The sequence below is a fragment of the Wolbachia endosymbiont (group B) of Aricia artaxerxes genome, assembly GCF_964026975.1.
GTDB lineage: Bacteria > Pseudomonadota > Alphaproteobacteria > Rickettsiales > Anaplasmataceae > Wolbachia.
In genome coordinates this window covers 1430365-1444012 of record NZ_OZ034718.1, presented here as the reverse complement: position 1 = coordinate 1444012, position 13648 = coordinate 1430365, and the positions used below count along the sequence as shown (strand labels likewise).

10 protein-coding genes are annotated in these 13648 nt (G+C 35.7%); 7 read left to right on the top strand and 3 right to left on the bottom strand.

The features are described 5' to 3' along the window. Nucleotides 1-9 precede the first annotated feature (9 nt). Genes AAGE00_RS06620 through AAGE00_RS06610 form a run of 3 tightly spaced genes read right to left on the bottom strand, consistent with a single transcriptional unit; the run spans nucleotide 10 to nucleotide 2008 of the window. The gene (locus AAGE00_RS06620) at nucleotides 10-609 is read right to left on the bottom strand and encodes an SCO family protein (protein ID WP_007302464.1); all 600 of its coding nucleotides are present in this window, start codon (nucleotides 607-609) and stop codon (nucleotides 10-12) included. 35 nt (nucleotides 610-644) lie between these two features. Then, complete coding sequence (dnaQ, locus tag AAGE00_RS06615) at nucleotides 645-1349, bottom strand: DNA polymerase III subunit epsilon (protein ID WP_007302465.1); 705 nt, start codon at nucleotides 1347-1349, stop codon at nucleotides 645-647. Then, complete coding sequence (locus tag AAGE00_RS06610) at nucleotides 1349-2008, bottom strand: Tim44/TimA family putative adaptor protein (protein WP_007302466.1); 660 nt, start codon at nucleotides 2006-2008, stop codon at nucleotides 1349-1351. Before AAGE00_RS06610 ends, dnaQ begins: the two co-directional genes overlap by 1 nt. Nucleotides 2009-2172: 164 nt before the next feature. Between AAGE00_RS06610 and secB the strand changes: the two genes are divergently transcribed. The 7 genes from secB to nuoG all read left to right on the top strand — a co-directional run bounded on the left by secB (nucleotide 2173) and on the right by nuoG (nucleotide 13500). Next, on the top strand, nucleotides 2173-2676 hold the full coding sequence (gene secB / locus AAGE00_RS06605; RefSeq protein ID WP_007302467.1) for a protein-export chaperone SecB: 504 nt from the start codon (nucleotides 2173-2175) through the stop codon (nucleotides 2674-2676). Nucleotides 2677-2682: 6 nt separating this feature from the next. Next, nucleotides 2683-5307 (top strand): aconitate hydratase AcnA, encoded by a 2625-nt coding sequence (gene acnA, locus AAGE00_RS06600; RefSeq protein ID WP_213863900.1) that lies wholly within the window; start codon nucleotides 2683-2685, stop codon nucleotides 5305-5307. 127 nt (nucleotides 5308-5434) lie between these two features. Then, a complete protein-coding gene (gene putA / locus AAGE00_RS06595) occupies nucleotides 5435-8575 on the top strand; it encodes a bifunctional proline dehydrogenase/L-glutamate gamma-semialdehyde dehydrogenase PutA (RefSeq protein ID WP_213863901.1) in 3141 nt (1046 codons plus the stop codon). A 166-nt stretch (nucleotides 8576-8741) separates the two neighbouring features. Next, the gene (locus AAGE00_RS06590) at nucleotides 8742-9383 is read left to right on the top strand and encodes a protocatechuate 3,4-dioxygenase (RefSeq protein WP_012481990.1); all 642 of its coding nucleotides are present in this window, start codon (nucleotides 8742-8744) and stop codon (nucleotides 9381-9383) included. A 135-nt stretch (nucleotides 9384-9518) separates the two neighbouring features. Beyond that, the gene (locus AAGE00_RS06585) at nucleotides 9519-10976 is read left to right on the top strand and encodes a leucyl aminopeptidase (RefSeq protein ID WP_007302471.1); all 1458 of its coding nucleotides are present in this window, start codon (nucleotides 9519-9521) and stop codon (nucleotides 10974-10976) included. A 257-nt stretch (nucleotides 10977-11233) separates the two neighbouring features. Continuing rightward, the gene (locus AAGE00_RS06580) at nucleotides 11234-11446 is read left to right on the top strand and encodes a hypothetical protein (RefSeq protein WP_006279675.1); all 213 of its coding nucleotides are present in this window, start codon (nucleotides 11234-11236) and stop codon (nucleotides 11444-11446) included. Further along, on the top strand, nucleotides 11431-13500 hold the full coding sequence (gene nuoG / locus AAGE00_RS06575) for an NADH-quinone oxidoreductase subunit NuoG (RefSeq protein ID WP_019236890.1): 2070 nt from the start codon (nucleotides 11431-11433) through the stop codon (nucleotides 13498-13500). The genes AAGE00_RS06580 and nuoG overlap by 16 nt, the downstream gene beginning before the upstream one ends. Nucleotides 13501-13648 lie beyond the last annotated feature (148 nt).

The window sequence follows — 13648 nt, the reverse complement described above, 5'->3', positions numbered from 1 at the left end:
CTCTTTAGTTCAGCTTACATATTTTTTTATCTCAGCCAGAATCTTATCAGATTGACTTTCATCTGAATTTAAATCAGCTACAAAGTGTGTGACATATTTTCCTTCAGGGCTAATAAGGTATATCATTGAAGAATGGTTAATTTCCTCTTCTCCATCTACTTTACTTGCATATACTTTATACTTTGCAACTACTTCATCTATTTTTTGTCTTTCACCAGTTAGCATTTGTATTCTATGGTCAAATTGCTGCTGAAATTCTTTAAGCCTTTCTGTATTATCGCGCTCAGGATCAACTGTGATAAAAAATGTTTGTAGCTTGTTGTCAGTTTTCTCGTCTAACTTTGCAAGTGTTTCTGAAATTATTCCAAGGTTCATAGGGCAAATTCTTTTACATGAGGAAAATCCAAAAAAAATCATCATATACTTATCTTTGAAATCACTACTGCGTACTATTTGCCCGTTTTGGTTAATCAAAGAAAAATCCCCACCTATTTTAATTTCTGTATTTTGTGAAACAAATATGCCTTGCTTAGTAAAATAACAATAACCTAAGAAGATAGCTGCTACTGTTATTAGCAAACTAGACAATAACCTTATAAACTTTATCATTAAAGCGTTTCCAATAAAGTTAAATCATATATTGATTAGTTGATTGATTCAATATATTCCTTCCAAAGTGGGTTGTTAATTTTATCTAACAATTTCTTATGCTCATCAATTTCTTTAATACTTGGTGAATGTTCTCTGCGAGCTAAATTACGCACTTTATGTTGAATAAACGTAGAGTTATTGTCCTGAGCACATTCATTATTAAATAAAAAGGTTTGCAATCCTCCTGTAAGCTCAACATAGACCTTTGCAAGCAATTGAGCATCAACTAATGCTCCGTGTAACTCTCTACCTTCTAGCGATATATCAAAACGCTTGCATAATGCATTTAAAGAAGCAGGTGATCCTACAAACTTTTTTCTTGCAAGTGGTAATGTATCTAGCACTCTATCTGAGGAAATTAACCCAGCATTTAACTTGCCTAACTCCATATTAAGGAACTTAACATCGAATTCAGCATTATGAATCACCAAAATGTCATTGGATATGAAGTCAAGAAATTCAAGTGCAACATCTGAGAATAGTGGTTTATCTTCCAAAAATTCCTCACTAATACCATGAATCTTAAATGAGTGGTAAGGTATATCTCTTTCTGGATTGAGATATCGATGAAATGTTTTACCTGTTGGAATACGATTAATTAGTTCTACACATCCTATCTCAATAATTCGATGGCCAGATTTAGTATCAAGACCTGTAGTTTCAGTATCAAGTACTATTTCTCGTAGCCTACTTTTCATCAGTTGTCATTTGTTGTTAAATTTTTATCAGTACTTGCCTTCTTATAGTTAATAGAAACAAGTAACCAAGTTAGATCTGATGAATTAATATTTTTTTTGAATTGCCATACATCTTCAACTTTGTTAATAGTAGACATGCTACCTGATGTGATGTTTCCTTCGTTATTCTTAACGAAGTTAATTTGCTCTGAAAGGAAATATACTGCAATAAATATTACGTTTTTTACTAACTTTATTTCTAAGATCTTTTGTGAAACGATAGAAACAATTATGGACTCATGTGTCTCTTTACGATGTTTAATCTTATCCACAAAACTGTTATATAAGTCTTTGTCCAGAAGGGATTTTAATTGAGGTAAATTTCCTTGGTTAAAATATTTTATTATTAATTCAAAAGCTATGCTTGAACCTTCTATAAAATTGGAAATAGAAAACTCTTTGTTTTTTTGTAATATTTGTTCATAAGTAGTTTCTATTGAACTTTTGTCGTTGCTATAAATATAATCTTCGATATTTTCTACCACATCTTCTTTACTTTGACTTACATCCAATACACCTGTTAGCTTTTTTAGGTTGAGACTGGCTGATCTTCCTAAAGAATTATATAAGCGTGAAAAAATAAACGCCGCTAGTAAAGCATATATTACAAGCTCTATCATGGTAACTTAACTCCTTGATATATAAAGTATCTAAATATTATTAATTATTGATAAAAATATGTTTTTCATATTAACCTATAGTTAGGTTTACTATTCATTTGTAAATGAATATATTATATAAGAAAGTATTAAACATCTCAACTTAATTAAAGGAGACGTAAGAAATGTCACAACACAAAATGAAAATTCATGGTCAGTATGTCAAAGATTTTTCGTTTGAGAATCCAAATTCGCCATTCCTTCCTTCTAGTAAAGCTCCTGATATTAATGTAATGGTTAATATTAATTCAGCAAAATTAGAAGGAACAGAAAATAAAAAAGGAATAAGTGAAGAAAAGCCTTTTCATGAAATTACTTTGCATATAGAAGCCAAAGCAACGGTAAAAGATGAAGATGTAAAAGATGATATAGCTTTCATTTGCGAGGTAAAGTATTGCGGTATTTTTTCAATAGAAAATTTTACAGAGCTAAGTGAGGAAGAGGTGAGACAAGCTTTATTTATTGGTGGACCTACTTTTCTTTTCCCTTTTGCAAGAGAAATAATTGCAAGAACTACAAGTAGTGGTGGGTTTCCTCCACTTATGCTAGATCCTATAGATTTTGAAACTATGTATCAGCAGCAAAGTCAACAACAAAAAAGTAGCGCTAGTAATTCCAATTTTAACTAATACAGGATGAACAATTCTTTAAATGCAAAGACGACTTTAAATATTGATGGAAGGTTATATAACTACTTTAACCTAAGTAACGCTGGTAAATTTTTAGGAGTAAATTTAACAAAATTGCCTTGTTCACTCAAGGTATTGCTTGAAAATTTATTGCGCAACGAAGATGGAGTAAGCGTTAAATTAGATGACATAAAGATATTAGCAAATTGCGTCAAGAAACACATTAATCACGAAATTAGCTACAAGCCAGCAAGGGTTTTGATGCAGGATTTCACAGGAGTTCCTGCTGTCGTTGACTTAGCTTCAATGCGTAATTATGTGAAGAAAAACGGAGGTAACCCCAGCAAAATAAATCCATCTGTACCTGTTGATCTTGTGATCGATCACTCTGTTCAAGTAGATAGTTACGGAAGCACTTCTGCATTTGGTAAAAACGTTGCACTGGAAGTAAAAAGAAATTTGGAGAGGTATCAATTCTTAAAATGGGGAGAGTCATCCTTCACAAATTTTAGAGTAGTGCCACCAGGTACTGGAATTTGCCACCAAGTGAATCTTGAATATTTAGCGCAAGTTGTATGTAACGATAGCGGAGTTCTATATCCAGATACCTTAGTCGGTACAGATAGTCACACTACTATGGTAAATGGTTTATCGGTTCTTGGTTGGGGTGTTGGTGGAATAGAAGCTGAGTCTGTGATGCTTGGTCAACCAATTAGTATGGTAATTCCAGAAGTAGTAGGATTTAAATTAATAGGAAGACTTTCAGAGGGAGTAACAGCAACTGATCTAGTGCTAACGATTACTAATATCCTGAGAACAAAAGGCGTTGTTGGCAGATTTGTGGAATTTTATGGTGATGGCTTAGATTGTTTATCTTTGGCAGATAGAGCAACCATAGCTAATATGGCTCCAGAGTATGGTGCAACTTGTGGATTCTTTCCAATTGATCAGAAGACACTAGATTATTTAAACTTAACCGGAAGGCCAAAAGAGTTGGTTAAATTAGCTGAAGTCTATGCAAAAGAACAAGGGCTGTGGCGTAGTAATGAAGAATTGGCGTTCTTTGACACACTGAAGCTTGATTTATCAAGCGTAAAGCCAGTGATGGCTGGTCCTAAAAGACCACAGGATAAGATTTTCCTTTCAGAAGTAGCGGAATCTTTTTCTACATCTTTTCCTATTAATGAGACAAACAGACCTCCGTTGGAACCTATCTATGGCGATCAGCTCCAGAGTGGCAGCGTAGTGATTGCAGCAATAACAAGCTGCACTAACACCTCAAATCCAAGTGTGATGATTGCTGCAGGTCTTGTAGCTCGTAATGCAATTAAACTTGGATTAAAATCAAAGCCTTGGGTTAAAACTTCTCTTGCTCCAGGGTCACAAGTTGTGACAGAATATTTAGAAAAGTCTGGATTGCAGGTAGATCTAAATGCTTTGGGTTTTAATCTAGTTGGATATGGCTGCACAACTTGCATTGGAAATTCTGGTCCACTTAATAAGGATATAGAGGATGATATAAAAAACAAAAACTTAACTGTTGCTGCAGTTTTGTCTGGCAATCGTAACTTTGAAGGAAGAATTCATCCGTTAGTCAAAGCTAATTACTTGGCATCTCCGCCACTTATTGTTGCATATGCACTTGCAGGCACTGTGCAAATTGATTTGACAAAAGATTCAATATGCAAAGATAAGAATGGAAATGATGTCTATCTCAAAGATATATGGCCAACAAATAATGAAGTTGAGAGCTGTGTTAAAAGTGTTGTGACGCGTGAAATGTTCATACAAAAGTATAAGGATGTTTTTTCTGGTGATGAGCATTGGCAAAAGATAAAGTGTGAGAAAGGTGAAATCTATGATTGGGACGCGAAAAGCACTTATATACAAAACCCTCCCTATTTTGATAATTTATCGACTAAGAACAATAAAAGCAACATAGTTGATATAAAGAATGCGCAAATACTAGCGATGTTTGGCGATAGCGTCACTACCGACCACATTTCCCCTGCTGGAAATATTGCCTCAAATAGTCCTGCAGGCATATATTTAAAAGGTCTTGGAGTTGAACCGCAAGATTTCAATTCATATGGATCTCGCCGCGGTAACCACAACGTAATGATGCGTGGAACCTTTGCTAATATCAGAATAAGAAATAAAATGGTGAGCGCTGAGGGTGGCTATACAAAACATATTCCTTCTCAAGAAACTATGTCAATTTTTGATGCAGCAATGCAATATAAAAGAGAAGCTGTTCCATTAGTTGTCATTGCAGGAAAAGAATATGGTACGGGTTCAAGTAGGGATTGGGCAGCAAAGGGTACTGCATTGCTGGGAATTAAAGCTGTGATTGCAGAAAGTTTTGAACGCATACATAGGTCCAATTTGGTCGGTATGGGTGTTCTTCCACTTGCATTTCAGGATGGAGTAACGAGAAAGATATTTGATGGTAGTGAGATAGTGAGCATAAAAGGTGAAGTAGTACCAAATGGAAATCTAGAATGTATCATTAAAAGAAAGGATGATTCAGAGCAATCCATTCAACTCAAGTGCTGTGTACAAACTGCAACTGAGGTTAAGTACTTGATTAGTGGTGGAGTGTTGAGCTATATACTTGCGCAGTCCTTTTGAGCTATCACAGTCATCAACTAGGTTTTTTGAATCGATTCTGGCTCTTTATTTAAATAGTAATTTATTCGATGTAAAGTTATGATATAATCTTATCTTATATATGGTAAAGGGTGTTTTGTAGATAATTATGATCAGTTCTATACAAGAACCTAACGCATTACGAAAACGATTGCAGGCATTTTATCGTGCTGATGAAAAAAGTCACATACGCTATCTTGTAGAAAAATCAGAACTTTCGGCTGATTCAAAAAACATAATTTACAATATTGCAAAACAAATTGTCGAAAAGATTAGAGGTAGTAAATTAGGCATTATAGATTCTTTTATACAACAGTACTCACTTTCTAACGAAGAAGGAGTAGCGCTAATGTGTCTTGCTGAATCATTACTTAGAATACCAGACGATTACACAATAGATGAATTGATCAAAGATAAAATTGCCAACCAAGAATGGAATAAACACCTGGGGCGTTCCTCTTCATTGTTTGTTAATGCTTCTACATGGAGTTTAATTATAGGAAGCAGTATATTGAGAAACAATGAAGAGGATTCAAAATTCTATCACATAATTTCCAGGTTATTGAAAAATTTAGGAGAGCCAATAATCCGCAAAGCGGTGAAACAAGCAATATCCATTCTTGGCAAGCATTTTATTGTTGGAGAAACTATAGAAAAAGCATTGGAAAGTGTGAAATCAGATGACTACAGTAAGTATTTATGCTCTTTTGATATGCTTGGTGAATCTGCTTGCACAGTTGAGGATGCGGAAGAGTATTTTAATTTATACATGCATGCAATAAAAGCCATAGGTGAATCTGCTGACATAAATGATTGCTTTAAATCTCAAGGGGTTTCAATCAAATTGTCTTCACTGCACTCACGTTATGAATTTAGCCAATTTGGTAATATAGCTGAAGAGCTGAGAGCTAAGTTGCTGGAACTGTGTCATGAAGCGAAGAAATATAACATTTCACTTTGTATAGATGCAGAAGAATCAGAAAGGCTTGAGATGTCGCTCGTGTTATTTGAACAGTTGCGTCTTGATGAGTCACTTTCTGAGTGGGAAGGGCTTGGTCTAGCTGTGCAAGCGTATCAAAAACGTGCTTTGTCTGTTCTTGATTTTGTTGAAGATGTTGCCATTCGATCAAAGCATAAGGTTATGGTGAGACTTGTGAAAGGAGCATATTGGGACTCGGAAATCAAGCGCACACAAGAATTAGGGTTAATTGGTTATCCGGTGTTTACTAGAAAAAGCCACACAGATGTATGCTACCTTGCCTGTGCGCAGAAACTTTTAAGCAAAGAGAATCACTTTTATCCATGTTTTGGAACTCATAATGCTTATACTTTTGCTACTATAATAGAGCTTGCCGATAAAAATCATCCTGGGTTTGAGTTTCAGCGCTTACATGGAATGGGTAAAAGTTTGTATGATTATGCAATTTCAGAACTTGCAACAAGCATCAATTGTCGTATATATGCACCAGTTGGTAAACATAGTGATTTATTGCCATACCTTATTAGGCGTCTTCTTGAAAATGGAGCTAATAGCTCGTTTGTCAATCAAGTAAATGATTCTGACGTTAAAATTGAAGAATTAGTCTCAGATCCATTAGAAAAAGTAAAAAGCTTAGAATATGAGCCTCATCCAAGCATTCCGTTGCCACGAGATATTTTTGGAGAGGAAAGAAAAAACTCCTTGGGAATGGATATTAGCGATTCAATTGCAGTTTCACAATTTGCAAATGATATAAGGGAATTTAGTGAAAAGAAATGGCAAGTTGGCCCAATAATTGATGGAGAGTCGTTTCTTGACAGTGCGGAATTTACCGAAGTAGTGAATCCTGCACATTTGGAAAATGTAATTGGAGAAGTGTCAAGTGCAACAAGTGCTCATGCTTTAAATGCTCTTGAAATAGCACATAGTGCTTTTACTAAGTGGCAGAATGTTTCAGCAGAAGAGCGCGCTAAATGCCTTGAAAAAGCTGCAGATTTGCTTGAGGAAAGGATGAAAGAGTTAATTTATATTCTGATTGTAGAAGCAGGAAAAATTTTATCCGATGCAATAGCAGAAGTAAGAGAGGCAATCGACTTTTTGCGCTATTATGCAATGATAGCAAAAAATGAACTGAATGACTGGAAAAAATTGCCAGGTCCAACAGGTGAAGATAACTTCATCTTTTTTGAAGGCAGAGGAGTTTTCTTATGCATATCACCGTGGAATTTTCCACTCGCTATCTTCATTGGACAGGTTTCAGCTGCACTTGCAGCAGGTAATGCAGTGCTGGCAAAACCGGCAGAGCAAACGCCGATTATTGCCTATGAAGCCGTTAAGATACTACACGAAGCTGGAATACCAAAAAATGTGCTACACCTTATTCCAGGGGATGGTTGGTATTTAGGTAAAACATTAGTACCAGATAATAGAATTTCCGGTGTAGCTTTTACTGGTTCAACACAAACTGCTCAAATAATTAATCGAATGCTTGCTAGTAGAGATGGTCCTATTGTGCCACTTATCGCTGAGACTGGTGGATTAAATGCTATGATTGTTGATAGTTCTGCTCTTTTAGAGCAGGTAACTAAGGATGTTTTAATTTCTGCATTTCGCAGTGGCGGTCAACGTTGTTCTGCTCTCAGAGTGCTATTTATTCAAGAAGATATAGCAGAAAAACAGGTAAAAATGATATGCAATGCAGCTCAAGAACTAAAGATAGGTGACCCAATACAACTGAGCACAGATATTGGTCCAATAATTGACAAAGCATCTATTGATATGCTCACTAAACATACGGAAAAAATATCAAGGGATGAAGATTCAAACCTTTTGTTCAAGGTACCAATGGATACAAATTCTTATAATGGTTATTTCTTTCCTCCGTACATTTATGAGATACAAAAAATTTCGCAATTAAAGCAAGAAGTGTTTGGGCCTATTTTACATATCATACGTTTTAATAAGTCGCAGTTAAATGAAGTTATAAGTGATATAAACAATACAGGATATGGACTTACGTTTTCTTTGCAAAGCCGTGTACAAAGTCAGATCGCTTTAATAAGCAAGAAAATATCAGTTGGAAATGTATACATCAATCGCAATCAAATAGGTGCAGCAGTTGGAACACAACCATTTGGCGGTAGAGGACTGTCAGGTACCGGACCAAAAGCTGGTGGTCCTAATTATCTGCAACGTTTTTCTATAGAAAAGGTTGTAAGTGTCAACACTACAGCATGTGGCGGTAACATTAAACTTGCGTGTTTGGATTGATTTGCAATTTCTAAATTGGAAGTCCGTGCAGTTGTGTATGCAGTACTAAAACCTAAAACTCATACATTGAAAGGATAGTTGTGATTCTAAGGAGGCTTCAAAGAAAGTCTTGTCTTTAATAAAAGAAAAAGGTTGCTATAATTCTGATAAAAGCACTATAAACAAAATGAATGTAAAAAATATCTTATTAGCGTTTTTAGTACAATTTATATTCGATTTGTCATTATTTGCAGCTGATCCTATTTTGCTTAATTGTATTGAAACTCCAGGGATTTATGATCTTGAAACAAGGCCAAAAAGCTTTAACTCTTCAAATAATTTAAGAAGAAAACCTGGCTCTCCAAATAATGCATCAGGAGAATTAATAAATGTAGTGGGTAGAGTTACTGATGTAAATTGCTTACCGATACAAAATGCTGTGGTTTCTATATGGCACGCAGACTCACTTGGCATGAGCTATTATGATGAAAATGTGGAGCTTGATCCAAATTTTGCTGGATCAGGAAGATTTGTAGTAAATAACCTTGGCTATTATAATTTTATTACAATAGTACCAGGTAAAATTGGTGATAGGGCTCCACACATCAACTTTTTGGTCCAACATCCAGATTTTCCAGAATTCACAACACAAATGTTTTTTGCTGATCATAATTGCGATAACTGTGATGATCTTCTTCTTGGTAATCTTATTGAGAGTGGACTTGCAAGCCTTCTGATAGCACCATTTACTTATAACAATCAGGCTATGAAGACCTACACATTTAATATAACCCTAGGTGGGCATAACAAATTTTCTGATAAAAGATAAAGCCCTTGCATATCAGCGGAGTTCATAGTAGTCTTAAGCGCTATTGTACTTAAAATGTATATGAAAAATATCTTACTAATGTTTTTACTATGCTTTATGTGCAGCTTGCAATTATTTGCAACGGAGATGTCAACGATGAAGATAACAATTTCTAAAGCTTTACCCGATTTTGAGACGCTAGTGGTAGGTTTTTTTGAGGGTGATAAGCTCATAACTAATGTTCTACAAGATAAGCAAGCTATAGATAACATCAAGAAATTTAGTGATTTTAATGGAGGTTTTGGTGAATTTTTCTCCGTTACTTCATCAGAGGGAAAAAATATTATAGTTGCTGGTCTTGGAATGAGAGATGAATGGGATGAAAGCAAAGGATTAAATATTGGTGGTAAAATATATTGTGAGCTAAGCAGATTAAGAATCAAGCGAGCGGCAATCTCAATCGAAGGCAATGCAGCAAATGTTGCATACGGTGCATTTTTGCGCAGTTTTAAATTTGATAAGTATAAAACCAAAAAGGATGAAAAAGTTACAGAAGTAGAGGAGATCACAGTGCTAACGAAAGATGAGCAATTCAGTAGTGCTGAAAAATCATTTGAGCGTTTAAGACAAGAAGGTGAAGGCATATTTCTTGCACGTACTCTTACCATTGAACCACCTAATGTTTTATATCCAGAATCCTATGCTGATTATATAAAAACCGAGCTTACTAAGCTTGGCCTTGAAATCGAAGTGCTTGGTAAGAAGCAGATGGAAGAGAAAAAAATGGGAGCATTGCTTGGGGTAGCACAGGGAAGTAGTAAAGAGCCAAAATTAGTAGTGATCAAATGGAATGGAGCTTTCAAGGAACAAAAGCCTGTAGCTTTTGTGGGTAAAGGCATAACGTTTGATACTGGTGGAGTGTCACTCAAGCCTTCGCGTGGCATGGAGTCAATGAAATATGACATGGCGGGTTCTGCTACTGTGGTTGGGGTGATGCGTACTCTAGCTGGACGAAAAGCAAAGGTAAATGCAGTTGGTGTAGTTGCACTTGCAGAAAATGCAGTGGACGGTAATGCTCAAAGACCAAGTGATGTAGTAACTTCGATGTCTGGACAGACGATAGAAGTGTTGAACACTGATGCAGAAGGAAGGCTCATACTTGCAGATGCTTTATGGTATACACAAGATAGATTTGCACCGAAATTTATGATCGACCTTGCAACTTTAACTGGTGCTATAGTGGTTGCACTGGGAAATAATGAATATGCTGGTCTTTTTTCAAATAACGATGAATTAGCGAATCATCTGATTGATGTAGGAAATGAAGTAAATGAGAAATTATGGCGTTTTCCTATGAATGAAACTTATAACAAAATTATTGATTCGCCGATTGCTGATGTGCAAAATATAGCTCCTGCAGGTTCTGGTGGAGATAGTATAATGGCTGCACAGTTTCTACAGCGTTTTGTAAACGACACTTGTTGGGCACATTTAGACATTGCAGGCACTGCTTGGCACGAAAAAGGCACTGATATTTCTCCAAGAGGGGCAGTAGGTTTCGGTGTAAGGTTGCTAAATAAGTTGGTTGAGAAGTACTATGAGATTAATAATTAAGGATCTTTGTATTGAGTTTATAGCTTAATTTACGGCTACATGAATGTCTATTTATAAGACGTAGAAAATGATATCATCAAAGTAACTTACATTTTCTTTTTTGGGGATTCTAAAGTTACACACTTGAGCAGCATCAAGAGAAAGTATTTTGTTCAAATGATGATTGTAATGATGGACTATTAAAACTTTAAAGCTATTGGGTATTGACGGTATATACTTAAGTGTTAGAATAAAATAGGAAGTTTTTAGGAGTTTATATGGCAGCAGGCGGAAAAGCGAAAACAGCTAGTAAAAATAACCCTACTCAGCGTAAGAAAGCAGAACAAAAAATGTATAAGGATAAACCGGTAAAGCCGGTTAGATATATAGACCGTGATTCACGTATGAACTATATGTCTGCTCAATACGATAACGGCAATCTAGTTGAAGATGAGGTAAGCGGCAATCCTATAAAGTGGGAAGCTGTATAGTAGTTGTGGTTAAAGTTACTATTAATTCTAAGGAATGTGAAGTAGAGCATGGGCTCACTATAATTCAAGCTTGTGAAGTTGTGGGCGTTGAAGTTCCGCGGTTTTGTTATCATGAGCGTTTAGCAATTGCTGGTAACTGCAGAATGTGTTTGGTTGAAGTTGAGGGTGGCCCTCCAAAACCAGTAGCTTCTTGTGCAATGCCAGTTGCAGAGGGTATGGTTATTCACACGGATACTCCCAAGGTAAAAAAGGCGCGTGAAGGAGTGCTCGAATTTTTACTAATTAATCATCCACTTGATTGTCCAATTTGTGATCAAGGTGGTGAGTGCGATTTGCAAGATATAACAATGGCTTATGGGAAAGGAATAAGCAGACTTGATGAGCATAAAAGAGCTGTGCCAAAAAAACATTTTGGTCCACTGATTGGAACTGCAATGAATAGATGCATTCATTGTACTCGATGTGTTAGATTTTTGTCCGATGTTGCAGGTACAAATGAACTTGGAGGAATTGGCAGGGGAGAAAATATAGAGATTAGTACTTACATAAAAAGGCATATTAGCTCTGAATTATCTGGGAATATTATAGATCTCTGCCCGGTAGGGGCTTTAACTTCAAAGCCTTACTCCTTTACAGCGCGTCCATGGGAGCTATCACATTGTGAGACTATAGATGTGCTAGATGCTGTGGGAAGTAGCATTAGAGTTGATTATCGTGGCCTGGAAGTTATGCGAATATTACCAAGGCTGAGCGAAGAGGTAAATGAAGAATGGATATCAGATAAAACCCGTTTTGCCTATGATGGACTAAAAGTTCAGCGTCTTGATCAACCTTATGTAAAAAAAGATGGTAAATTAGCCCCAGTTGATTGGAATGAAGCACTAACTGTTGCTGCAAAGAAATTAAAGAATACAAAATCAAATAAAATAGCTGCAATTGCAGGTGATTTAGCAGATTGTGAGTCTATGCTTCTACTCAAAGAAGTGATGCAGAAGCTCGGCTCGGGGAATATAGACTGTAGGCAAGATGGAGCAAAGCTTATACCAAATAATCGTGGGTCATATGTATTCAACACCACTATTGAGGGTATAGAAAATGCAGATTTATGTCTGCTTATAAATACAAATCCAAGAATAGAAGCACCAATAATTAACGCAAGATTGAGAAAGAGATATTTACAAGGTAATTTCACTATTGCAAATATTGGTCCTAATCTTGAATATCTATATAATGTTGAAAGATTAGGTGATGGTCCAAACGTTCTAAAAGAAATAGAAGAGGGAAATCACAAATTCTGCGAGTTACTGAGTGCGGCTCAGAACCCTATGCTAATTATCGGTCAAGATGCATTAATAAGAGATGATTCTGAATCAGTTTTAGCTCTAGCTGGCAAAATTGCAGAAAAATTTAACATGATCAGAGATGACTGGAATGGCTTTAACGTACTGCATAAGGCTGCAGCAAGGGTTGGTGGACTCGATATTGGATTCGTTCCTAGCAAAGGTGGAAAAGACATTAATCAGATGCTAAAACAGGCAGAAAGTGGTGAGATAGAAGTAGTTTATCTTCTTGGCGCAGATGAAATTGATATATCAAAGTTAGAAAGTACATTTGTAATTTATCAAGGCCACCATGGTGATAGGGGAGCGCATATAGCAGATGTCATTCTACCTGGAGCTGCATACACAGAAAAATATGCAACTTATGTAAATACTGAAGGGCGAGTACAGAGAACAAATTTAGCTGTTTTTCCTCCTGGTGAAGCAAAGGAAGATTGGTTGATTATAAAAAATTTATCCCAATATTTGGGCCTTTCCTTACTATACGATAATTTATTTGATGTGAGGAAGAAATTATACACTATTGGTCCACAGTTTAGAGATGCTGACCAAGTGGTGAAAAACAAATGGGTACCAATTACCTGTGATGAAATAAAATTAAGTAATATCTCTTTCACTCTAAAAAAGTGTAATTTTTATATGACAGACTCAATAAGTCGCGCTTCAAAAATAATGGCAGATTGTACTAAGGATTTTTATGAACACTCTACTTAATATTTTATTTATTCTAACACCATTATTACTAATAACTCTGGTATATTTTCAACGAAAATTAAACTCTATATTTTTGTGTAAAGAACAAAATACATTAGAAAAACAGTTCGTTTATAAGCTAGTTGATTTTATCAATGATATTATTGCA